General features: G+C 63.2%; 17 protein-coding genes and 1 tRNA gene. 7 read left to right on the top strand and 11 right to left on the bottom strand.

Annotated features, from left to right (window positions below; all coding sequences use genetic code 11):
* Positions 1-114 precede the first annotated feature (114 nt).
* From ACSQ3E_RS12290 to ACSQ3E_RS12280, 3 genes are all read right to left on the bottom strand, one after another.
* Entirely contained in the window at positions 115-1,413 is a 1,299-nt protein-coding gene (locus ACSQ3E_RS12290; RefSeq protein WP_436122907.1) for a septal ring lytic transglycosylase RlpA family protein, read from the bottom strand.
* 322 nt (positions 1,414-1,735) lie between these two features.
* Positions 1,736-3,112 (bottom strand): sensor histidine kinase, encoded by a 1,377-nt coding sequence (locus tag ACSQ3E_RS12285; protein WP_436122906.1) that lies wholly within the window; start codon positions 3,110-3,112, stop codon positions 1,736-1,738.
* Entirely contained in the window at positions 3,099-3,776 is a 678-nt protein-coding gene (locus ACSQ3E_RS12280; RefSeq protein WP_436122905.1) for a winged helix-turn-helix domain-containing protein, read from the bottom strand. The genes ACSQ3E_RS12285 and ACSQ3E_RS12280 overlap by 14 nt, the downstream gene beginning before the upstream one ends.
* 369 nt (positions 3,777-4,145) lie before the next feature.
* Between ACSQ3E_RS12280 and ACSQ3E_RS12275 the strand changes: the two genes are divergently transcribed.
* The 3 genes from ACSQ3E_RS12275 to ACSQ3E_RS12265 all read left to right on the top strand — a co-directional run bounded on the left by ACSQ3E_RS12275 (position 4,146) and on the right by ACSQ3E_RS12265 (position 5,730).
* A tRNA-Ser gene (locus ACSQ3E_RS12275) sits at positions 4,146-4,235 on the top strand.
* Positions 4,236-4,542: 307 nt separating this feature from the next.
* The gene (locus tag ACSQ3E_RS12270; protein WP_436122904.1) at positions 4,543-5,226 is read left to right on the top strand and encodes a GGDEF domain-containing protein; all 684 of its coding nucleotides are present in this window, start codon (positions 4,543-4,545) and stop codon (positions 5,224-5,226) included.
* 225 nt (positions 5,227-5,451) lie between these two features.
* Positions 5,452-5,730 (top strand): DUF2218 domain-containing protein, encoded by a 279-nt coding sequence (locus ACSQ3E_RS12265; RefSeq protein WP_310318995.1) that lies wholly within the window; start codon positions 5,452-5,454, stop codon positions 5,728-5,730.
* A 60-nt stretch (positions 5,731-5,790) separates the two neighbouring features.
* Here ACSQ3E_RS12265 and xth read toward each other — a convergent pair whose 3' ends face one another.
* The 6 genes from xth to ACSQ3E_RS12235 are packed head-to-tail and all read right to left on the bottom strand — an operon-like array spanning position 5,791 to position 11,902.
* Positions 5,791-6,561 carry an exodeoxyribonuclease III gene (xth, locus tag ACSQ3E_RS12260; RefSeq protein ID WP_436122903.1) on the bottom strand — a complete coding sequence of 257 codons (771 nt, stop codon included), beginning with the start codon at positions 6,559-6,561 and terminating at the stop codon, positions 5,791-5,793.
* A gap of 4 nt (positions 6,562-6,565) precedes the next feature.
* Positions 6,566-7,204, bottom strand: coding sequence for an alpha/beta hydrolase family protein (locus ACSQ3E_RS12255; protein ID WP_436122902.1), 639 nt, complete (start codon positions 7,202-7,204; stop codon positions 6,566-6,568).
* Positions 7,205-8,293, bottom strand: a complete 1,089-nt coding sequence (locus tag ACSQ3E_RS12250) for a tetratricopeptide repeat protein (protein ID WP_436122901.1) — start codon at positions 8,291-8,293, stop codon at positions 7,205-7,207.
* Positions 8,290-9,159 (bottom strand): Ku protein, encoded by an 870-nt coding sequence (locus tag ACSQ3E_RS12245; RefSeq protein WP_310318984.1) that lies wholly within the window; start codon positions 9,157-9,159, stop codon positions 8,290-8,292. The genes ACSQ3E_RS12250 and ACSQ3E_RS12245 overlap by 4 nt, the downstream gene beginning before the upstream one ends.
* A 40-nt stretch (positions 9,160-9,199) precedes the next feature.
* Positions 9,200-11,659, bottom strand: a complete 2,460-nt coding sequence (ligD, locus tag ACSQ3E_RS12240) for a DNA ligase D (protein ID WP_436122900.1) — start codon at positions 11,657-11,659, stop codon at positions 9,200-9,202.
* A 6-nt stretch (positions 11,660-11,665) separates the two neighbouring features.
* Positions 11,666-11,902 carry a hypothetical protein gene (locus ACSQ3E_RS12235; RefSeq protein ID WP_310318981.1) on the bottom strand — a complete coding sequence of 79 codons (237 nt, stop codon included), beginning with the start codon at positions 11,900-11,902 and terminating at the stop codon, positions 11,666-11,668.
* A gap of 166 nt (positions 11,903-12,068) precedes the next feature.
* Here ACSQ3E_RS12235 and ACSQ3E_RS12230 point away from each other — a divergent pair, with 166 nt between their 5' ends.
* Complete coding sequence (locus ACSQ3E_RS12230) at positions 12,069-12,737, top strand: DUF2161 domain-containing phosphodiesterase (RefSeq protein WP_436122899.1); 669 nt, start codon at positions 12,069-12,071, stop codon at positions 12,735-12,737.
* A gap of 9 nt (positions 12,738-12,746) precedes the next feature.
* Here the strand turns inward: ACSQ3E_RS12230 and ACSQ3E_RS12225 are convergent, their stop codons facing one another.
* Complete coding sequence (locus tag ACSQ3E_RS12225) at positions 12,747-14,783, bottom strand: protein kinase domain-containing protein (protein ID WP_436122898.1); 2,037 nt, start codon at positions 14,781-14,783, stop codon at positions 12,747-12,749.
* A gap of 273 nt (positions 14,784-15,056) precedes the next feature.
* Between ACSQ3E_RS12225 and ACSQ3E_RS12220 the strand changes: the two genes are divergently transcribed.
* Both ACSQ3E_RS12220 and ACSQ3E_RS12215 read left to right on the top strand, forming a co-directional pair.
* A complete protein-coding gene (locus tag ACSQ3E_RS12220; RefSeq protein ID WP_436122897.1) occupies positions 15,057-17,843 on the top strand; it encodes a caspase family protein in 2,787 nt (928 codons plus the stop codon).
* A gap of 13 nt (positions 17,844-17,856) precedes the next feature.
* Positions 17,857-18,123, top strand: a complete 267-nt coding sequence (locus ACSQ3E_RS12215; RefSeq protein ID WP_436122896.1) for a hypothetical protein — start codon at positions 17,857-17,859, stop codon at positions 18,121-18,123.
* A gap of 22 nt (positions 18,124-18,145) precedes the next feature.
* On the opposite strand, the gene tssH is transcribed toward ACSQ3E_RS12215, so the two are convergent.
* Positions 18,146-20,941, bottom strand: a complete 2,796-nt coding sequence (gene tssH, locus ACSQ3E_RS12210) for a type VI secretion system ATPase TssH (protein WP_436122978.1) — start codon at positions 20,939-20,941, stop codon at positions 18,146-18,148.
* 268 nt (positions 20,942-21,209) lie between these two features.
* Between tssH and tssA the strand changes: the two genes are divergently transcribed.
* A complete protein-coding gene (gene tssA, locus ACSQ3E_RS12205) occupies positions 21,210-22,376 on the top strand; it encodes a type VI secretion system protein TssA (protein ID WP_436122895.1) in 1,167 nt (388 codons plus the stop codon).

Here is a 22,376-nt window from a genome sequence, read left to right as displayed (position 1 = left end):
ACTGCCCCGTTCGGCCCCGTTCCGGTCGAGCGTCCTGAACCTATCAGTCTTCGATCGATGGGATCAACCGTGGCCGGGCAGATAGCCACAGGTCCTCGTTCGCGAAATCGTGCCTTAGTCGTGAACCGCGAAAGCGTCGGGCGCGCCGTGTGACCAGGCTGCTTTCAACATGGCGTCGATCGAGGTCTTGCCATCGGGATAGAGATCGACCGAATACCAGGTCTTGCCTTCGAAGTCGGACTGCTCGACCATCGTGCGGCCATAGGCGGACAATGCCTTGGCGACTCGCTGTGCTTCCGCACTGTCGTCGAACGTACCGGCCGCTACATAAGCTTCCAGGTTCTGCTGGGCGCGTGGACCCGGATTGAGACGCTTCCAGGAATCGACGATGTCGCTCGACGTCATCGACTTGCCGGACAGGGCATTGAAGGCCTTGGCAGCAACGCTCTCGCTTTCGCTGGCGTAACCCATGGTGGCAAGCGCCACGCGGGTCTGCGGAACCATCATGCCGTCCGGACGCTCAGGCGCGATCGGCCCGAAATCCGGCAGCACGACGTCGACGATACCCTGACCCTGTGCAGCCATGACAGGCTGTTCGAACTGGACCGCCTGTGCGGCAAGCGTGTTGGCCGGAGCGCTGGCCTGCTGGATGATCGCAGGCGCTGCGTTGTTGGTCATGGTGCCCGGGAAGGCTGCCGCCTGCCCTACGGCGACGCTTGGCGTCGGTCCGTTCATGGCAATCATCACGCCCGTCGGCAGGCCGTCATTGGTCGGATCGCCCATGCCCTTGCCCGGGCGGTAGGATGCCAGCAGATACTGGTCGTCGCGGCCGTCGAGCGGTGCCCGGCCGACATATTCGACCTTCACATTGGCCGTGCCGCTGTGGGCATAGTCGAGCATCTCGGCGGCGCGCTTGGAGAGATCGATGACGCGGTCGTTCGAATAGGGCCCGCGATCGTTGATGCGCACGATCACCGAGGAGCCGTTCTTGGTGTTGGTGACACGCGCATAGCTCGGCAGCGGCATCGTCGGATGCGCCGCGGTCAGGTGCGTCATGTCGTAGATTTCTCCATTGGCGGTAAGCCGGCCGTGAAAGGCGTCACCGTACCAGGAGGCCGGGCCCATCGCGGCGTAGTTCTTGTCTTCCTTGGGATAGTACCACTTGCCGCGCACCTTGTAGGGCTTGCCGGTCTGGTCGCGGCCACCGCCGCGCGGCAGGTTCGACATCGCTGTCGTCACGCGCGGGCTTGCCTTCACGCCATACTCGGACTCGGCGAAATATTCCTTGGAGCGCTTCTTGCTGGCGACCGAGGTTGGCTTCTGGGAGGCGCAGCCGGCAATGAAAACTGCCGTCGCAGCGAGAATGCTGACGGTGGCTACGCGCCCAAAACGCGTCCGCGTCGAGTTCTGCATTGTCGTGAAGTCCCCTGCCAGTCTACTCCGGCACCGCCAAACTATCGCAGCGCCGTCACGCCATAAGTGGAGTTAGCTCGCGCACGTATCCCCAGTCCCCTATTTGCGCAGGTAATGCTTGCCAGCCTATTAATCGACTGTGGTCCGAAACGGGCGAGATTGTGGCGCAATTGCGGCGTCCACCCTCGAACAACCTGGCCAGAAGCGGGTTTCGCTGCGGCAGAACAGCTGCGTCGGAGTCATGTAAGAAAGCTATTGTTTTCAGTTCAGTATGGCAAAATCCATAACAAGGACATAACGCAATTCGACGCCTGAATCGGCCTCATTGGCCAATTGTGTTCCCGATAGTTGGGAAACTTGCCACGACCTTCACCCCGGGTTTGTTGTCTTCCAGCGTTAGCGAAGCCCCGTGCAGATCGGCGATTGCCCGTGCCAGGCTCAGTCCGAGGCCGGTGCCCGAGGTGGTTCGGCTCTTGTCGAGCCGGTAAAGCCTGCGGAAGACGTTTTCCCGCTCGCCTAAGGGAATGCCTGGACCGTTGTCGCAAACCTCCGCGACGATCCGTCCGCCGCTTCGTGCCAGCGAAACGTTGATTTGAGTGCCCTTGGGGCAATGCCTGATGGCGTTTTCGACGAGGTTGGCGAACATCTGGGTCAGCAATTCCCTGTCGCCGATGACCCAGTCGTCGCTGCCGGCTGCAGCCAAGACCGTCAACGTCTTGCCATCGTCCTCGGCGACGTCGGCATAGATCTCGCCAATCGATGACACCACGCTGGCAAGATCGACCTCGGCGAAACGTGCCTTGCGGGCGCCGGCCTCGATCTGGGCAATGCGCAGCAAGGCTTCGAACGTCTCGTTGATCTGATGCCCCTCGGCACGCGCCTCGGCAACATCGCTTGATACCGGCTCGCCACGTTCGATCTTTTCGGCTGCCGTTTCGAGCACCATTTGCAGGCGGTTGAGCGGTGTCTTGAGATCATGGGCAATGTCGCTGCTGACCTGCCTCATGCCATCGACAAGCGCGCCCAGGCGCTCGAGCGCGCTATTGATTTGCCCCGATACTGCGTCGATGTCGTCACCATTTCCGATAAGCGGAATGCGCGAGTTGAGCTTGCCGTCGGAGACGTCGTCCATGGTATTGGCGATGCTGTCGAGACGTCGGCGGATGCGGGTGGCGAGGAACGCACTGAGGGCGAAGGCCGTCACCGTGACGATGGCGAGCGCCCAACCCATGCTTTTCAGCGCGATCGACGCCAACCGGTCGGTCTCGGCAAGGCTGAGCCCGACCGACAGCCAGTTGTCGCCGACCTTTCCCGTGACGACGCGGTAGTTGCCCTCGCTGCTGAGCCCAGCCTCTTCCGCCGACAGCATCGAAAGCCCGCTTTTGACAGGAGGTTTGGTGAAATTGCCGGCGAGACGATTTCCCGCGGGGTCGAGCAGGACAAATATCCGGTCCTCTCCGTTACTGAGGCGCGCATAATTGTCGACCGCGCCGACGATGTCCTCGATATCGCCGTCGGCATTGGTTGCGGCAACGACTTCCCAGATTTCACGCGCCGAATTGTCCAGCCCTTGCGAAAGCTCGGCGTTCATCAACTGGTAGGCGATCAGGCCCATCGCCAGGAAGGCGCTGACGAACAGCGTGCCGAACCCTAACGCCAGACGGAAAGGCGTGCTGCGGAACAGGCTAGAGCGCAGCATGCAAGGTGTAGCCCGTGTTGCGCACCGTGTGCAGCAGCGGCGCGTCGAAGGGGCGGTCGATCTTGGCGCGAAGCCGGCTCATATGGGTCTCGACGACGCTGGTCTTGGGGTCGAAATGCAAGTCCCAGACGCGTTCGAGCAGCATCGTGCGGGTGAGCACCCTGCCTTCGTTGCGCATCAGGAGTTCGAGCAGCTTGAACTCGCGCGGCTGCAGCTCGATCGGCTGCCCTCGCCGCGCCACCCGCCGCTTGATCACGTCGAGTTCGAGGTCGGCGACAGTGAGTATGGTCTTCTGATCCTGCACCGGTGGCCGGCGTGACAGTGCATTGACCCGCGCCAGAAGTTCCGAAAAGGCGAAAGGCTTGACCAGATAGTCGTCGCCGCCGGCTTCGAGCCCTTCGACACGATCATCGACGCCGCCGACAGAGGTGAGGAACAGCACCGGCGTCTTAACATTCGCGGCGCGCAGCGCCTTGACGACGGAAAGGCCGTCGAGATTGGGGATCATCCGGTCGACGACCAGCACGTCATAGGCGTTCCGTATCGCCTGGAACAGCGCATCCTGACCGTCCATGATGACGTCGCTGACATGCCCGGCTTCGGACAAGCCCCTGGCTACATAATCAGCAGTCTTCCTGTCGTCCTCAACGACAAGTATGCGCATGCTGCCGCTCCGCGTCGCCTAGCCTTGCCCTGATGGGCTGGCCCGCAAGATCTATGGTACCACTTCGTGGTCTTTCCGTGGAAAGCGGTGCGAAAGCTGAAACAGTCCTTCGGCTCTAGATTGCGGTCGAGTTTCAGCGATCATCTACAAGCCGCAACGCAACTGGGTGCTTTAGGCACATCGAAAATGTCGATTTGCCCGTCGCGGACGACGCCGGATGTTTCTCATGTCGTTTGAGCTGAGCGGCGTTGACGACGCGCTAGGGAAAGCTATAAACGCGGCACTCGTGACCAGATGGTTGCAAGCCCAGCGTGCCTGCCGATCCGACAATATCGGAATGCGCAAATAGCACAGCGGCTGCAATGGTTTGGAGAGATGGCCGAGTGGTTTAAGGCAACGGTCTTGAAAACCGTCGAGGGCGCAAGTTCTCCGTGGGTTCGAATCCCACTCTCTCCGCCAGCACGCGAAACATCAGGACAGTCGCGGCCTGGGCTACTTCACAGCAACGGCCCTGCAAGTTTGCGACCTCATCCATTAGTGATTCCTTAACCATAGCGCTTCGTAACTGTGGCCCCACGGTCAAAGTGCCTGTCGCCATGCGGATTGGGTAGATATGCCGGGTAAGGTCCAAATCGTTGGATAGACTTTCGGCTGGGCACGCATGTTAGACAGGCTGAATGCAATAACACAACGCCGGTGGGGCCAGGTTGCGCTCCTGACCTTGGCTGGCGCGCTTTTGTTCGTTCTCATCGGGCTGGGCTTCCGCATGCTTGTCTTTGCCGGCGCGGATGCCGAAATGCTCTGGCGCGACGCGGTCAACGCTTTCGTCTTGCCACTTCTTTTCATCGCGCCCCTACTGGTCCTGCTCGGCCTGAGCCTGACCGAAAACGCGTCGCTAAAGCAGAAATATGCCCAGGAGCTGGCACATGACAGCCTGACGTCATGCCTTACCGGCCCGCTGTTCACGGCAGCAATCGACGTCATCGCCACGGCCTCGGCAGGAAGGCGGCCGGGCGCGCTGCTGGTGATCGACATCGATCATCTCAGGCGGCTCAACGAGCAGATCGGCTATGCCGCGGGCAACCAGGCGCTTAGCGCGATCGCCGAAATCATCCGCGGCTCGGTGCGAAGCGGCGATCTGGTCGGGCGCATTGGCGGTGACGAATTCTCCGTGTATCTGCCTGGGGCCTCCAAGGCGAATGCCGAGAAGGTCGCCGAGCGTATCCGGCAGGCGGTTGCTGAAGCGAGCTTCGAACCCGTCGCGGGCGGACTGAACTGGCCCTTGACCGTGAGTGTCGGCGCCGTCCTGTTCGAAACGGACGCGACCGTCGACGAACTGCTGCTTACCGCCGACCGACAGATGCAGGCGGCCAAGGAAAATGGACGCAATCGCATCGAGTACGCCCACCTCCGGCAAGGCTCCTCGCCATCCCGCCCTTCCCTCCACTGACGACCGAACGGCCTGCCGTTAGGCGACGGCCCACTCTCGGGAACAGGTGCTGGCTCTAAGCATCAGCTTGTTCTGCCTGATTCCCCTTCGCGCTCCGACAGGGCAAGGCTTGGTGCGCAGAGCCACCTTGCCATGCACATCGCGTTGGCCTCGCATTTTTGACGAAATCGCGAGACTACACCTGCCCTGTCGGCGCACAGGGCGACAATCAATTCGAGGACAATCATGCCGAAATCAACTGCATCGGTCACAACCGAACACGCCAGCCGCTACCTGCAGCAGCTCTGCAAGCACTGGAGCCACAAGTTCGCCGTTGAATTTTCCCCCACCGAAGGGCGCATCGACCTAGGTGAAAGCCGTGTCGTCGACCTGCATGCCGACGACCGCACCCTGACAGTCAATGTCGAGGCCGAAGACCTCGAGCGCATGGAACAGGTCGTCGTCGACCATATCGTGCGTTTCGCCTTCCGTGAGGAGCTGAAATTCGAGTGGCGCCCAACCTGAGCGACCTGCAAGCAGTTCACCTGCTCGAAATGGACTTGTCGCGAGGCAGCAGCGAGCCGGCTATTTCGTGCTGATCCACACCGGTGCGTGGTCGCTTGCTTCGTCTCGGCCGCGCACGTCGCGATCCACGCCCGCACCGGTGAGGCGCTTGGCCATCTTCTTGCTGAGCAGCAGATGGTCGAGCCTGAGGCCGGCGTCGCGCGGCCAGCGGTTTCGCCTGTAATCCCAGAAAGTGTAAATCGTCTCGCTGGGAAACGTCTTGCGGATGGCGTCGGACCAGCCTTGGTCGAGCAATTGCCGGAAGGCAGCACGGCTTTCAGGCTGGACCAGCGCGTTGTCGTCGTATGACTTGGTTGCGTAGACGTCGCGGGGCTCGGGCGCGATGTTGAAGTCACCGGCAAGCACTGCTGGAACGTCCGCCGCCAGCAGCGCCGCCGCATGCGTGTTGAGCCTGGCGTGCCAGGCCAGCTTGTAGTCGAATTTGGGCCCCGGTTGTGGATTGCCGTTCGGCGCATAAAGCGAAGCGATCAGCACGCCGTTCACCGCCGCCTCGATGTAGCGGCTCTGGTCGTCGGCGAGATCGCCAGGCAATTCCCACCGTGTAACGACCGGCTCGGCATCGCGGGCAAGGATCGCCACGCCGTTCCAGGTCGACTGTCCCAGCCAGGCCGCGCCATAGCCCGCCGCCTCGATGGCCGAACGCGGTAGCTGTCGATCAGCCGCCTTCAGTTCCTGCAGGCACACCACATCGGGTTTTGCCTCCGTCAGCCACGCCAGCAGGTTTTCGAGCCTGCGGTTGACGTTGTTGACGTTGAACGTGGCGATCTTCATCCGCTCAGGTCAGCCGGGCCGACCAAGCAACAACCGCATCGCCCAACGTTTTCAGGTGGTCGGCGGCGGAGAAGCCGGAAATGCTCTTGCGCGGCTTGAGATCGTGGTCGCCATCCTCGAGCCACAGCAGCTCGATGCGATCGGACAGTTCGTAGTTGGGAACCTCCTTGACCGTGCCGAACTCATCGCGCGTGCCCTGCACGATCAGTGTCGGCGTCTCGAGCGCCGCGAGGTGCTTGGTGCGCAATTGCGTCGGCTTGGCCGGCGGGTGGAACGGATAACCCAGGCACAGAAGCCCGGCGATCTTGCCGGCCGCAAGCAACTCGTCGGCGACCATGCTGGCAACACGCCCGCCCATCGACTTGCCGCCAATAATGAGCGGTCCTTTGGCGGCCAGTTGGGCGGCGGCAGCCTTGTATTCTGGATTGAGCGTCTCAGCCCTTGGCGGCGGCTTACGCGAACCTTCGCTACGCCGTGCCGCCATGTAGCCGAATTCGAAGCGCGCCACGCGCAGACCGGCCTTGGCAAGCGCGTTGGCGGCAGCAGTCATCGACGCCGAGTCCATCGGCGCGCCCGCGCCATGGGCCAGAAGCACGGTGATTTCAGCGTCTTCGGGACCATCGAAAAGAAAGTTCACCGCCATCTAGCTTGCCGTTCGTTCCCTGAGATGCAGATCGGCATACTGGATGCCTTTGGCGGCGGTCTTGGCCCATTCGGACGTGCCGTCGAGTTCGAGATAGTGCGACCACCAGCGCCTTGCTTCGGCGAGATCCCCGGCCTCGTATTCGAGGTTGGCGAGATTGAACATCGCATCGGCATAGGTTGGGTCGAGGGCCACGGCCTTCTTGAGGTGGCGCCGTGCGGTGTGCACCTTACCTTCGGCGGCAAACAGGCCGCCGAGATTGAACCAGGCTTCGACGAATTTCGGGTCGAGCTTGATCGCCCTGAGATAGGTCTGCATCGCCTCCTGGCTGTTGCCGGCCGCGCGCAGGCAGTTGGCGCGGTTGAAGGCCGCCACGCTGTCACTTGGGTCGGCGGCCAGGCAGCGCCCATAGAGAGCAGCGGCCTCGGCATAGGAGCCGCCCTCTTCCGCTTCTTCGGCAAGCACGAACATGTCCTCGAGCTCGGCATCGGCGGTTCGCCCCAACGGCAGCAGCCGCTGGCCGTCCAGTTCAGCGAGATCAGCGCCAAGGCGGGCGTAGATCGTGTCCTTGCCGTCGGCATGCAGCGACAGCGCGCTCAACGATGCGACAGCGCCCGAGCGTTGCACCGACCTGGCGATGGCGCTCCACGTCGCGCCGCCGGCCAAGAGCGCGGCATATTTCCTGGCCAGGATCAGGTCGCGAAACGCGTAGGGCTCGCTGTCGCCTTCGAAGGCGTCGAACAGCGACAGGAAGTCGAAAGCGCGTGGTGCGATGCGTGACTGCTCGACCAGCGATTGCCGGGTCATTTCCGCGCCCTCGACCCGGTCCAGCAGGCCAAGCGCTCGGAGAAACCCGTTCTCGCTGAGCACCGGACGGCCCGAGGCAAGCGCCACAGTGAGCCGCGCTTCCAGTTGGGCCTCGGCGAGCTTGGCGAGCAACATACGTCCGATAACGACATCGCTCGTGCGCCGTGTCACGCCATGCTGCAGCTCGCCGCCCTGGCGAGCGACCTCGCGCACGGCGAGCCGCCTGGGAAATGCGGCGAGCGCACCGACCAGGCCAAAGATCCTGCCCGAAAGTGCCGTCACTTCTTGCCTTTCGCTGCCTTGCCACCGCCAGCGGCCGCGACTGCCGGCTTCTCTGCCGCCGGTTCGGCCTTGGTCTTGCTCTTGGCCGGTGGTTTGGCTTGGCCGAGGCTGGCCTTCAGCGCATCCATCAGGTTGATCACGTTGCCACGCTCGGGAGCGGCCGCGATGATCGGCTTGTGCCCCTTCAGCTTCTCCTTGATCATCTTCATCAAGGCGATCTCGTAGCGGTCCTCGTAATTCTTCGGATCGAACGTCGTGTGCTTCTGCTTGATCAGCGCCTCCGCGAGTTCGAGCATTTCAGGTTCAGGCTTGCCGGCCGGGATGTTGCCGAAATATTCAGCCGTGCCGCGCACTTCGCTGGGATTGCGCAAGGTGCAGACGAACATGCCGTTCTCGCGAGCACCGATGGTGACCACGCGCTCACGGCTCGACAGGACGAGGCGGGCGATGGCGAGCTTGCCCGACTTGCGCAGCGCCTCGCGCAGCACGGCGAAGGTCTCCTCCGCCATCGCGCCATCGGGCGCCAGATAATAGGGCGCGTCCTGATAGATGACGTCGACGGAGTTTTCATCGACGAAGGCTTCGATGTTCATCGTGTGATTGGATTCGATCTTGACGCTGTCGATGTCAGCTTCGTCGATGATGATGTATTTCTTGTCTTCGTATTCGTAGCCCTTGACGAGGTCGGAGCGCTCGACGAGGCCGAGTTCCGGATCGACTGCTTTCATGTTGATCCGGTTATGCGTGTCCTTGTGCAGCTGATTGAAGCTGATGCGCTCGCTCGTGCTGGTCGCCGGGTACAGCCGTACCGGGCAGCTGACCAGGCTGAGTTTCAGATACCCCTTCCAACTTGCCCTTGGTGCCATGCTTGTCTCCTACGCGACACAACTCAAGACATACTCTGGTTCAAGACTTACTCTTGGCGATGACCTCGGCCGGAAAGTCCTTGGCATGATCTGATATCTCAGCCCAAGGATCGCCCGACCTGGCCACAAGTCCGGGAAGCGAAGAATAGTTCAAATCGGCTGGAGCGTCGATGGACTCGAGATCCGACCAGCTGAGCGGTGTCGACGCCGGCATGTTGGTGCGGGCGCGAAGACTGTAGGGTGCCGCAGCAGTCGCGCTGCGCGCGTTGCGGTGGAAGTCGATGAAGATGCGCTTCTTCCGGTTGTCTTTGCCCATCACGGTGGTGAAGGTGTCGGGCGCGGTCCTAGCGATCCGCGACGAGATTTCACTGCTTGCCTGATGAAACTGCTTCCAGCCGAGCTTTCCTGTTGTCGGCACAACGACATGGATACCGCTGCCGCCCGAGGTCTTCACGAAAGGCACTATGCCCATCTTCGTCAGCTCGTCGCGGACATGCACGGCGGCCTCGACAACCTCGCGCCAGCCGATGCCCTCGCCCGGATCGAGGTCGAAGACGATCCGGTCGGGCTTGTCCAGGCGTTTGCGCAGCGCACCCCAGACGTGGAACTCGATGACGCCGAATTGCGCCAGCGCGAGGTAACCCTTGGCGTCCTCCACCGAGATGTAGGTCTTGCTCTCGTCGTCCGAATTCTTGGTCTCGAAGAATGCGATCGTCGCCGGCATGCCCTTGAAGGCATGGCGCTGAAAGAAGCAGTCCTTCGGCTGGCCGGTCGGACAGCGAAACAGCGACACCGGCCGTCCCACGATATGCGGCAGCATGAAATCGCCGACGGCGGCGTAGTAGACGGCGACGTCGAGCTTGGTCGGCCCGGATTTGCCGAGAACCCGGCGCTCCGGATTGGTGATCGAGATACTGGCTAGGTCCGCATCGGTAATCAGCCGCTTACGCGGAGCCTGGGGTACGTCAGACAGCTCGGCCTCGCGCAGCCCCTTGAACACCGCGTGACGCAACGCATTGTCGGTGGTGCGATTGGCAAAATGGATATGGGCGTTGAGCACGGGCCGCACTGGGATCACCTCCTTCGGCGCGCCATCGAGCTTTGCCGCACCCTCGCGCAGGCCTTCCAGCCGGTGCAGCAAAGACTGCAACGTCTCGGCGTCGAAGCCGGTTCCAACTTTGCCGCGATACTGCAGTTCGCCATCGACCCATTCACCGAGCGCGAGTGCCGCAAGCCCCTCCGCAGCTTGTGATGTCGTGTAGCCTGCAATAACGAAATCGTCTGATTTCAGCGCCTTGGTCTTGGACCAGCTGTGCGAACGCCCGGAGGTGTAATGCGCAGAGGCGCGCTTCGACACCACACCCTCGAGCCCCATCTCTGTTGCCTGGTCGTACAGCGCCTGGCCGTCGCCCTCGACATGTCCGCTCAGCTGCAGCGCCGACTGCGCATGGACATGGCCGGCGAGCAGCGTCTCCAGCATGGCCTTGCGCTTGCCGAGCTCCGTGCCCTTCAAGTCCCAGCCGTTGAGATGGAGAAGGTCGAAGGCGTAGAACACCAGAAGTTCGTCGTGTCCGCTGGCCAGCGCGTCCTGCAGGGCGGCAAACCGACTGATGCCCTTGTCGTCGAGCACGACGATCTCGCCATCGATGACGGCGTCAGTGCATGGCAGGTCGCGGAAGGCCGCCGCGAGCTTGCCATAACGTTTTGTCCAGTCGATGCCGCTGCGGGTGATCAGCTTGGCTGCGCCGCCTTCGAAATGCACCATGGTCCGATAGCCATCGAATTTGATCTCGTGCAGCCATCCCTCGCCCGACGGCGGCTTGGGCGCCGCGGTCGCCAACTGCGGTTCGATCCGCGCCGGCATCGGCGCCCGCACCGCACCCGCAAGCTTGCCGGGCTTGAGGTCTCCGGGTTTCGAGGGCGGCTTTTTCGGCGCTGCGACCAGCTCCTCGATACGCCGCCCCGACTTCACGCTTTCGGGCCGCGTTTCGAGGATGTCCGACGCCTCGTCGGCTGCCGGATCGTGTTCCTTGAACAGCAGCCAGTTGCGCTTGTCCTCGCCTGATTTCGGCTTCAGCCGCGCCAGCATCCAGCCGCCCCTGAGCTTTTCGCCCCACAGCCGGAACTTGAACGCGCCTTTCTCGAGCGATGTCAGCACATCCTCCATCGGCGCCCATACGCCAGCGTCCCAGACGATCATCGGCCCGCCGCCATACTCGCCTTCCGGGATCAGCCCCTCGAAGTCGATGTAGTCGAGCGGATGATCCTCGGTCTCGACCGCGAGCCGCTTGTCGGCCGGGTTGAGCGACGGCCCGCGCGGCACGGCCCAGCTTTTCAGCACGCCATCAAGTTCGAGCCGGAGATCGTAGTGATCGGCGGTGGCATGGTGCTTGTGCACGACGAAGCGATTGCCCTCGCTCGCCTGTTCGACGCCGCGTGGCTCGCGCGTCCGGGAAAAATCGCGCTTTTGCCGGTAGGTGCGAAGCTTTTCCGCTGCCATCCCGGCCTAGCGCGCCGCATCTTCCGGAGCAGGTTCAAGTTCCAGCTCCTTCGGCGTCGCGCCCGCCATCAGCCTGTCGAGCAAGGCGTCGTTGACGTCATAATACTGGCCCGAGACCAGCACCCGCGACACGGTCTGCCCGTCACCACGAAACAGCCTGGAACTGACGAATACCTTGTGGCGGCCGAGCGCGTCGGAGACGGCCCTGCGCTTCCTGATCTGGTTGGCAACCGGTGTACGCATACGCCCAAGGCTCCTGAACCAATGGCGCCGACTATCCCTCAAAGTCATCAGTTGATCAATGAGCGCCGCCAGCGCTCCTGCCATTTGCTCGACTATGCCGAGCGCATCGGCACAATGGCGAAGATGATTCGTCGGCCCGCCCCGGGCAGCATGAAGGAAAAGCCTGTTGCTGGAGACGGCACTCTACAGCCCCGTGAAGCGCTTCCTCGAAGGCCTCGGCTTCGAGGTCAAGGGCGAGATCGGCGGCTGCGACCTGCTGGCGCTGAGCAACGACGCGCCGCCGATCGTCGTCGTCTGCGAGCTGAAGCTGCAGTTCAATCTCGAGCTGATCCTGCAAGGCGTCGACCGTGCCGCCGCCGCCGACGAGATCTGGCTCGCCGCCCGCATGTCGCCGCGTGGCAAGGGCCGCGAGGGTGACAAGAGGTTCCGCAACTTGTGCCGGCGGCTGGGTTTCGGCCTGCTCGGTATCTTCGACGACGAGCGGGTCGAAGTGTTGCTCAGTCCGGAGGCGCCCGCCCCCCGGAGAGATCCCAAGCGCCGCTCACGTCTTGTTTCAGAACATCGCCGCAGGCAGGGCGATCCGGTTGTCGGCGGTGGCTCTCGCGCCCCGATCATGACCGCCTATCGCCAGGATGCGCTGAAATGTGCCGTAGCACTGGTTGACGGCCCCAGGCGGCCGCGCGACCTGAGCCAGGCAGTGTCGCGTGCGCCAAAAATCCTGCAGGACAATGTCTATGGCTGGTTCGTGCGCGTCGATCGCGGCATCTACGACCTGACCGATACGGGTCGTGAAGCACTGCAGCGCTGGCCGCAGCAGGCGCTCGCGGCGGGCTGAAGCCTCAATTCAGCGGTCGAACAGGAAATAACCGAAGGCGACGCCGGCGGCGTTCGGCTGCGCTTCGATCTCCGTGCGGATTTTCGGGAACAGGTCGGAGGCCAGCTCGGGATCCTTGATGTCGGCCGCCTTGATGCCGTTGTCGCTCGCCAGCGCCACGATCAGATGCGGTTCGGGTGCCGTTGCCTCCTGGTCGTTGAGCGGGAACAGCTTCATGCTGAAGCTCGACTCGTCGGGGCCGGACTTCTTGAGCAGGCTGGCGAAATTGTAGACGACGCCATCCTTGCCGATCAGGAGCAGGTTGACGTTGCGGCTGCCGGTCCGGCTCAGCGTACCCTGCAGCGAGTCTCCGACCTTGAGGTTGTCCTTGTTCAACTGCAGGGTCGGCCCCTTGCCATTATCCGGATGCACAGCCTCCAGGAAATCGGCGACCGGGCATTGCTCCCGTTCGATCATCCTCGGATTGACCTTGGGACCGCTGCCGAAGGCGGAGGCGAAGTCGCGGCTCAGCTTGTCGAACGGCGCCTTGGAGGTCGCAAGCCCCTCCACTTCTGGGCTCGGCGCCGATGCGTTGGCCACCGAAGCATAGAAGCAAGGACCGCCATCGAAGGCCTTGAACCAGTCGGCAGCGCTGACAGCAGCCTTCGGCGGCGCCGGCATCGCCACTGGCTTGGCTGGCTCCGCCGGTTTCGGTTTGGCGATCTCAGTCGGTGCGGGCGCTTTGGCCTCGGTGACGGGTGCGGGCTCAGGCAACGGTGCTACCGGCGGCTGGGCTGTCTCCTTGGGTGCTGGCGGCGCAGGCGTGAGTTTGCCGCCTGCCGTTTCGTCCCCCGATGTGACCTTCGTAACGCCGGTCAAGAATCCGTCCAGCAGTCCCGAAAAATAGGCGCCGCCACCCAGGGCTGCGACAGTGGCCAGCAAGACCGTGCCGACCAGTGCGCCGCGCCGGGATTTGGGCGCGTTCGCCGCAGGTGCGACCTTGGGAGCCGTCTTCTGCCTGATGTCGGGCATCGGCCTGCCCGTCGTTCCAGCCGTGCGCCACGGCGCATCGCGCGGCAGCACTGCCTCGGGCGGCATCGGCTTCTGCCCGCTCGATGGCGAGCCCGGCGGCCGCCAGGCCTCGGCAGGCTTGCGCTGCTCCTGGTCATGCGATGGCACGCCGGGTAGCGTGACGGGAGGCGCCGTCGCCCCGCTGGTCTCGCGCAGCCATTCGACGATAGCCGCGGCACTTTCCGGGCGATCCCTGGGGTCGGGCTGCAGCATCGACTGCAGCAACGGCAGAAGATCGGGGTCGATGGCGGAAAGGTCTGGCACCGTCCGCCGTTTCTCGATCACCTCGACCGGCGATCCGCCCATGTCGAGCTGCTTGCCACGCAAGGCGGCTGCCAGCACCAGGCCGAGGCTGTAGATGTCGGACTGGTCGGTAATCTCACCGCCATACAGACCCAGTTGTTCTGGGGAAACAAAACTGTATTTGCCGGCGAAGCTGCCGCCGAGCAGCGTGCCGCCGCCGACATTGGCCGAGCGCGCGATGCCGAAATCGATGATCTTGGTCTTTTCGACCTTGCCGCCGGGCAGGACGATATTGTCGGGCGACAGGTCGCGGTGGATGACGCCGGCCTCATGCGCCACCGACAGGCCGGAAGCCACCCGGCTCAGCATCTTGCGGGCTTCGCGCGTGTCGAGAGGGCCATTTCGGATGCGCTCGCCCAGCGATTGGCCGTCGACGAACTCCATGGCCAGATAGGGCCGGCCGATCGTCGGGTCGATGGTGAAGACGTGATAGCGCACGATGGCGTCGTTGGAGAGGTGATTGAGGATCGACGCCTCTTTGCGAAACAGCGCCAGAATGCCCTGGTCGCGTGCGAATTCGCGCAGCACCACCTTGATCGCAACGGGATCGCCAGTCTGGATGTTGTGGCCGCGATAGACCTCGCCCATGCCGCCGGTGGCGATATGCTCGTCGATTTCGTAGATGCCGTTGAGCTGGACGCCCTGATGGACACCCGTATCGGGCGCGATACGTGTCTTGTCCTCCGGCGTCATGACCTGGTTCCATCCATGCGTGAGCGCCGTTCGGCCATTGCTTCACACCTGCGATTTTTCGATCACCGGACTGACAATAACACGGATTTTCGCGATGGGGACTTTTGCTCGCAGGGCAGTTCTTTGGGCCGGCAATAGACCGTTTGATCTATATCGACCACGTTGACACCGGTCGGTGTGAGGAGGATGCTTCAACGCTAACAAATGCAAGCCGTGCCAAGCCTGTAAAGACTGCGTGTCCGGAAGGAGCAGTTCATGGTATGCGAAGGCTGCTTGCCCGCTCTTAATGCTGGCATTTTCAAGCGCCTGACTGGTGCCCTCGCCGCCTGCGGTTTCCTCTTGCTGCTTGCCCTGAGCACTGCCTTCGCGGCTGACGGCGTGTCCGGCCGCCGCGCGGCGCTGGTCATCGGCAACAGTGCCTACCAGCATCTTGCCCAGCTGCCCAATGCCGCCAATGACGCCGATCGCATCCGCGAGGTGCTGGAGCGCGCCAATTTCGAGGTCACGCTCGGCAAGAACCTCGACAAGAAGGGCCTGGAGGAAACCATTCTTGGCTTCCTCCGGACGCTGAACGATGGCGACGTCGCGCTGTTCTATTACAGCGGCCACGCGGTGCAGGTCGGCGGCCACAATTTCATGCTGCCGGTCGATGCCACCCTTGCGACCTCCTACGACCTCGAGGTCCAAGCCTACAACATGTCGAGCCTGCTCGAATACATGCGCGAAACCTCCTCGCTGCAGATCGCGATCCTCGACGCTTGCCGCGACAATCCCTTCGCCAACAATTCCTATTATGTCGGCCAGGCCAAGGTCGCCGTCGAAGGCAAGAAGGGCCTCGCTTCGGTTGCTCCCCAAGATGGCACGCTCATCGTCTATTCGACCGCGCCCGACCGTGTCGCGCTCGACGGCAATGACGGCTTGAGCCCGTTCACCGGCACCTTCGCCGAATACGCGCTGAAGCCGAATGTCGAGGTCAGGAAGTTGCTCAGCGACATCCGTGCCGAAGTCATCAAGCGCACCGAAGGTCGGCAGACACCTTGGGATGCATCGAGCCTTACTTCATCCTTCTTCTTCGTAACCCGGCAGAACCTGTTGATTATAGAGGATATGCGCGAAGTTCGCGTGCCGCCGGCTCCCAAGGAAGTGGCGCTGCGCATCTCGCCGCCGATCACCAGCGGCAATGCCGAGCTGACGATCAACTTCACCAAGCTGCCCGACAAGGGCACGCTTTGGCTCGGCGACCAGCAGCTCAACCTCGACAGCAAGATTGCGGCCGACCGCATCGAAGAAGTCATGTTCAAGCCGGCTTCCGCCGACATGACCAGTGATGAGGTGCGCTACACCGTCACCACCGACGGTGGCCGTAGTGCCAGCGGCATCGTCCGCGTCGTCGTCGACGCCCAGGCCGTCGCCGAGGCGCAGGTCAAGCCGGCGCTCAACATCCAGCAGGGCGACGAGCCGAAGCCGGCAGCGCCCGAACAGGCCAAGCCGATCCTCGTTGCGATGGCTTCTGACATCGGCACCGGCTTTGCCGCCATGCCCGAAGAGGTGGTGCGCTCGACGAGTACCGCGCCGACCGGCTGGCTCCGCCTGGAAAAGCGCGATCCCGAGACGCAGGTGGCGGTCGACGGCAAGATCGTTTCCGAGGGCGACCTGATCAAGGCCGAGGACATCACCAAGCTGCGCATCCGCCCGTCGCTCAAGCTCGTCGCTGCCGAGGACGAGGCCAAGCCGGTCGCCGAGACTGTGGCGATGAACACCAGCGGCAGCGCCGGCAAGTCCGATACGAGCACCGACAGCATGGAGGTCAAGCCGATCCCCCTGCCCGCCGACAAGGCGCCCGCCAAGGAGCCGGTGCGCACCGTCGTGCTGATGCCGGCGGCCAAAACCGCAGCACCCGCGCCGATCACAATCAACGTCGCCGTCTCGGTCAATGAATGCGACACGCTCGCCGCCGAACCGCTCGACGTGCAGGCGGTTGCCGACGGCAAGCTGCCCAACGACATCGACGTGCCTAGGGCTTTGAGCGCCTGCAAGGCAGCCGTCGACCAGCATCCGGAGATCGCCCGGTTCAAGTACCAGTACGCCCGTGCGCTTTATGCCCAAGGCGATTTCAAGGACGCGCTGAGCGAACTCAACGCCGCCAGCGACGCCGGCCATGTCCGCGCCAGCTACCTGCTCGGCAGGCTGTATCAGTTCGGTGCAGCGGTCGAGCGTGACCCGGCCAAGGCAATCCCGCTGTTCGAATCCGGCGCCAAGCGCGGCGATCCCTATTCGCAATATGCACTGGGACGGGCGCTGGTCACGGGCCTCGGCACAAAGCCTGACATCGACCGCGGCATGGCAATGGTGGCGAGCGCGGCAGAGTCAGGTCACACCTATGCGATGAATATGCTGGGCGGCGAGTACCTCTCCGGACAGCATGTCAAGAAGGACGATGCTCGCGCATTGAAATTCATCACTGAATCCGCTGATCGCGAAGATGTCTTCGGGATGGTCTTGCTCGGCGTGCTCTATCGAGACGGCGCTGGTGTGCAGAAGGATCCAACGCGCGCCGCAGAATTGTTCCAGAAGGCGCACGCCAACGGGCATCCTTATGCTGGTCGGTTGCTTGGCCGCATGGCGCTGCGTGACAAGACTGCGGACGTGCAGACTGTGGCTGGCTGGTATCGGGAAAGTGCCGAGCGTGGCGACGCCTGGGCAGGCTATTTTGCCGCCGAATTGCTCAAGGAAAACCCGACGCTGCAGCGCGACAGCGGCGAAGTCGCCCGTCTGCTGGCGCTCTCGGCATCGCACGACACCAAGGACGTTTCGGCGGATGCCAAGGCGGACCTGAAGAAGGTCGACAATTCGGATGTCGGCAAAGAAGTGCAGTTGGCGCTTCAGCGAGCAGGCCAGGATGTCGGCGAAGTCGACGGCAAGCTCGGTGCCAAATCGCGTGACGCTGCTAATGCCGTACTCGGAACGGAAGCGCCTCGTGACCCCCGTGATTTGCTGATGGCGCTTCTGCGCAAGGAATGGATCGATTCACGACCACGTCTGGACATGCTGGGCTCATAAAGGGGAGACGTACATGCGTTCGCATACCATCAGTCTTCTTATGGCTACCGTGCTTCTACCGCTGGGCGGTTGCGGCTCGATGATGAAAGTCGAGGAACAGGCAACGGTTCAACCCGTGCAGCCAGTGCAGGTCAAGAAAGCAGCTCCGGTGAAGAAAGTCGCGGTCGCGGCGCCAGTCCAGCCAAGAGTCGTCAAGAAGCCGATCGTTCCTGCTACACCAAGCAGCAATGAGCGCAGCGAAAAGAGTGACAGCGGTGACGGTGGGAACGATCCCTGGTAGATGACAGCTAAGCCTATCATCCCTACCCAAACTCGTAGCTGAACCCCTCTTCTGACGCGCCGACTGTCACGCGCGTCAGCTTTTCTCCATCGAGCGAGCGGTTGAGCACACCGCGGCTCAGTTCCGGCAAAAGCGTGTTGGTCAGGATCGCATCGATCATGCGGCCGCCGGACTCGATCTCGGTGCAGCGCGCCTTGATCAGTTCCATCACGCCATCGCCGATCACCAGTTCCGCGCCGTGGCTGACCTGCAGCCGGCGCGCGATCTTGCCGAACTGGTGGCGGGTGATCGCCTCGATCATCTCGCCTGACAGCGGATAATAGGGAATCGTCACGACACGGCCGATGAAGGCCGCCGGGAACACCTTTAGCAAGGGCGCGCGCAAGGCGGCGTCGAGGTTCTCGACATTCTCGCGCAGCTCGCCGCCCTTGGTCTTGGTCATGATGACCTCGGAACCGACATTGGACGTGAGCAGGATCAGCGTGTTCTTGAAGTCGATCCGCCGGCCCTCGCTGTCGTCCATCATGCCCTTGTCGAAGACCTGGAAGAAGATCTCGTGCACGTCGGGATGCGCCTTCTCGACCTCGTCGAGCAGGATCACCGAATAGGGCCGGCGCCGCACCGCCTCTGTCAGGATGCCGCCCTTGCCGTAGCCGACATATCCTGGAGGCGCGCCCTTCAGCGTCGACACGGTATGGGCTTCCTGGAACTCCGACATGTTGATTGAGATCAGGTTCTGTTCACCGCCATAGAGCGTCTCGGCCAGCGCCAGTGCCGTCTCGGTCTTGCCGACGCCCGAGGGGCCGCAGAGCAGGAACACGCCAACCGGCTTTTCCGGCGCGCCAAGCCCGGCGCGACTTGTCTGCACGCGCTTGGCGATCATTTCCATCGCATGGTCCTGGCCGACCACGCGTTCGGACAAGGTTTGCGCCAGCCGCAAAGCCTTTTCGGTCTGGCTGGTCAGCATCCGTCCCGTAGGAATGCCGGTCCAGTCCTGCACCACCGCCGCCACCGCATTGCGGTCGACGGAAAGCAGGATCAGCGGCGTCTCGCCCTGTGCCTCGGCCAGCACCGCCATCAGCTCCTTGAGCCGCGTAAGGTCTGCCTCGGGATCGGCGGCCGCCTCCGGCTGTTCCGCGGTTTCAGTCGGTTCAACCGGGGGCACACTGTCAGCGGCGACATCTTGATCGGCAGCAGCATCGTCATTGGCTGCGACCGGCTCTTCGCCTGCGACTTCGGTTTGCGCGACCTCCGCGACAACCGGATCAAGCGCCACGCCCTGCCCGCGCAGTTTTGCGCGCAGGTCGATGATCTCGGCGACCGCTGCCTTCTCCTTGTCCCATCGTGCTTGCGCCAAAACCAGCGCTGCGTCCGTCTCGACCAGCCCGGCCTCGACGCGCGCCTTGCGGTCCTCCACCTCGATGCCGATCGCCGCTTCGCGACCGATGATGCCTTGCTCGACCTCCAGCGCCTGGCGCCGGCGCATCAGGTCTTCGACTTCGCCCGGCCGAGAGTGCTGGGAAATGGCGACACGGGCGCAGGCCGTATCGAGCAGGCTGACCGCCTTGTCGGGCAGTTGTCGTGCCGGGATATAGCGATGCGACAGCTTGACGGCCGTCTCAATCGCCTCGTCGAGGATCTGCACCTCATGGTGCTTTTCGAGCACGCCGGCGACGCCGCGCAGCATCAGAATGGCGGCGGCCTCGTCGGGCTCCTCGATCTTCACCACCTGAAAGCGCCGGGTGAGTGCGGGGTCCTTCTCGATATGCTGCTTGTATTCGGCCCAGGTGGTGGCTGCGATGGTGCGCAACTCGCCGCGCGCCAGCGCCGGCTTCAGCAGGTTTGCGGCATCGCCCGTGCCGGCAGCACCTCCGGCGCCAATCAGCGTATGCGCCTCGTCGATGAACAGGATCACGGGCGTTTCCGAAGATTGAACTTCGTCGATGACGGCCTTCAACCGCTTCTCGAACTCGCCCTTGACGCTGGCGCCGGCCTGCATCAGCCCGACATCGAGCATGCGAAGGCTAACCCCTTGCAGCATCGGCGGCACGTCGCCCTCAGCGATGCGCAGCGCAAAGCCCTCCACCACGGCCGTCTTGCCGACGCCGGCCTCGCCGGTCAGGATCGGGTTGTTTTGGCGGCGGCGCATCAGGATGTCGACGATCTGGCGGATTTCCGGATCGCGGCCGACGACAGCGTCGATCTTGCCGTCGCGTGCCCGCTGGGTCAGGTCGGTGGCATACTTCGCCAGCGCCGACTCCCCGCCAGACGGCAGGCGCCGCGGCGTCTCTTCGGAGGGCGTGGGGGCACTGCCCACAGACCCTTCCAGCGAGCCGTCGACAACGTCGGCAAAACGCGAGACCACGCCGTCGGCGTCGATCTTGTCGAACTCGGTGCTGATCTTCGACACCAGCCCTTCCAGCACCGGCACCTTCAGGCAAGCAAGAATGACATGCGCGCTGCGTACTTCCTCGCTGCCGAATTCCAGCGTCGCCAGGTTCCAGGCTTCCTGGATGGCATGGAAGATGTGGTCGGAGAACTCCTCGATCGAGGTCGCGCCGTAAGGCAGCTTGTCGACGGCGCGCGTCATGTCGCCGGCGACCCGGGCAGCATCAACGCCGGCGTCAGCCAGGATCATCTGCACGTCCGAGCGATCCGAAAGAACAAGTTGTTCAATAAAATGAACGAGTTCGACGTAAGGGTTACCACGCAGCTTCGCCGCGTCGGCCGCCGCCTTGAAGGCGCGCAAGCAGGTGGGATTGAGCTTGCCGACCAGTTCCTTGCGCTTGAAGCCCTGAGACGACCTGCGCTGCTGCACGCCCTTGCGTTCCATGGAATTTCTCCAATGGCCGGACTGCGTTCCCCATAACTTGCCACACAAACCGCGACTTTACAAAGCCGGCCCAAGAGCGGCGCGGACGGCATCCGAATGCTGGCCACAGACGACTATAACAATTCGCGCGGCCGTGGTGACTAAAGCTTAAGGGCTAGACGCGTCCAACTTTGAGCGGCGCCTGAACTGTGCTAAAACTGAAATCGAGTGGAATACCGGCTACTTCCGACCTGAGTATGGCGTGGGGGGGTGCGTGGTTGATCTTGCTCTTTGGCTCAACCCTTTGAACGGTGAAAACCCGTCGGGGGAAGATTTGCGCAACGATCCGCGCTTCCACGAGCTCGAGCGCCTCGCCATCCCGCAATCCGACGTCGTCCACGACGACCGCAACCGGCCCACGGCGGAAGTCAGCATTCCCGTCGACTGGGATGCCGTTCTCGAAAAAGCCGACGAACTGCGCAATCAGGGCCGCGATCTGCGCCTGCTGACGCTGGTCACCCGCGCCTTGGCCAATTCCCGCGGGCTGGCGGGCCTGGCCGAAGGCCTGATGCTGATCGCCCGCACCTTCGACGCCCATTGGGACACGATGCACCCAGCGCTGCGGGCCAATGCGCCGCCGCGCGATGCAGCGCTCCGCCGCATCAACGCCGTGCTCGACCTGCAGAACGGCCAGGAACCCGGCCTGCTCCACGACCTCAGGAAAACGGTGTTTTTCGCCCCGCGCGGGTTTGGCCCTGTTACCGGGCGCGAACTCGAACAGGGTGCGCTCGACGACCGTGTCATGCTGCAGGAAGCGGCGCAGGGGTTGAATACCGCCGAACGCGCGGCGCTGTCGACCAAGCACGAGCAACTGTTGACCCGCCTGCGCAGCGCCTGCGCTGCCCAGGCCGATCAGGCGGGTGCGGCGATGGAGCAACTGGTTGCCGACGCCCGTGCGGCGGGCGCAGCCCTTGGAGCACTCGACAGCGCGCTCAACAAGCGGCTGGAAAGCACCGGACCGGCAGTCCCGGAGCTCAAGAAGTTTCTCGACAGGATGCTGACCACGATCGAGCGCGGAGCCGCCGCGCGGCCGGCTGCCAACGGGGCGGCAGCGCCCGAGATAGCTCCCTCAGCACCTGCAGCCGCGCAGCCCAACGGCCACGCGGCAGAACCGGTGGCCAACCATGCGGGACCGACCATGGCCCTCCCCGAACGCCTTACTTCTCGCGACGACGTCGTCAAATGCCTCGATCTCGTCGTCGCCTTCTACGACCGTACCGAACCATCGAGCCCGATCCCGCATCTCGCCCGGCGCGTGCGCCGCATGGTGCACATGGATTTCGTCGAGCTGATGGAAGATCTCGCCCCCTCGGGGCTCAAGGAGTTCCGGCTCCTCGCCGGCGTAACTGACAAGAAGACGCCTCAGAAGGATGAAAGGTAG

The organism is Aminobacter sp. LjRoot7 (assembly GCF_964252895.1).
In the GTDB taxonomy this organism is placed as follows: domain Bacteria; phylum Pseudomonadota; class Alphaproteobacteria; order Rhizobiales; family Rhizobiaceae; genus Aminobacter; species Aminobacter aminovorans_B.
This window is presented reverse-complemented; position numbering and strand designations above follow the sequence as displayed.

What these genes read in the sequence shown, in the direction of transcription:
- xth (WP_436122903.1), bottom strand. Translation starts at nt 6,561, where the DNA reads ATGAAGATCGCCACGTTCAACGTCAACAACGTCAACCGCAGGCTCGAA.
- ACSQ3E_RS12265 (WP_310318995.1), top strand. Translation starts at nt 5,452, where the DNA reads ATGCCGAAATCAACTGCATCGGTCACAACCGAACACGCCAGCCGCTAC.
- ACSQ3E_RS12285 (WP_436122906.1), bottom strand. Translation starts at nt 3,112, where the DNA reads ATGCTGCGCTCTAGCCTGTTCCGCAGCACGCCTTTCCGTCTGGCGTTA.
- ACSQ3E_RS12245 (WP_310318984.1), bottom strand. Translation starts at nt 9,159, where the DNA reads ATGGCACCAAGGGCAAGTTGGAAGGGGTATCTGAAACTCAGCCTGGTC.
- ACSQ3E_RS12255 (WP_436122902.1), bottom strand. Translation starts at nt 7,204, where the DNA reads ATGGCGGTGAACTTTCTTTTCGATGGTCCCGAAGACGCTGAAATCACC.
- ACSQ3E_RS12215 (WP_436122896.1), top strand. Translation starts at nt 17,857, where the DNA reads ATGCGTTCGCATACCATCAGTCTTCTTATGGCTACCGTGCTTCTACCG.
- ACSQ3E_RS12280 (WP_436122905.1), bottom strand. Translation starts at nt 3,776, where the DNA reads ATGCGCATACTTGTCGTTGAGGACGACAGGAAGACTGCTGATTATGTA.
- ACSQ3E_RS12225 (WP_436122898.1), bottom strand. Translation starts at nt 14,783, where the DNA reads ATGACGCCGGAGGACAAGACACGTATCGCGCCCGATACGGGTGTCCAT.
- ACSQ3E_RS12270 (WP_436122904.1), top strand. Translation starts at nt 4,543, where the DNA reads ATGCTTGTCTTTGCCGGCGCGGATGCCGAAATGCTCTGGCGCGACGCG.
- ligD (WP_436122900.1), bottom strand. Translation starts at nt 11,659, where the DNA reads ATGGCAGCGGAAAAGCTTCGCACCTACCGGCAAAAGCGCGATTTTTCC.
- ACSQ3E_RS12235 (WP_310318981.1), bottom strand. Translation starts at nt 11,902, where the DNA reads ATGCGTACACCGGTTGCCAACCAGATCAGGAAGCGCAGGGCCGTCTCC.
- ACSQ3E_RS12290 (WP_436122907.1), bottom strand. Translation starts at nt 1,413, where the DNA reads ATGCAGAACTCGACGCGGACGCGTTTTGGGCGCGTAGCCACCGTCAGC.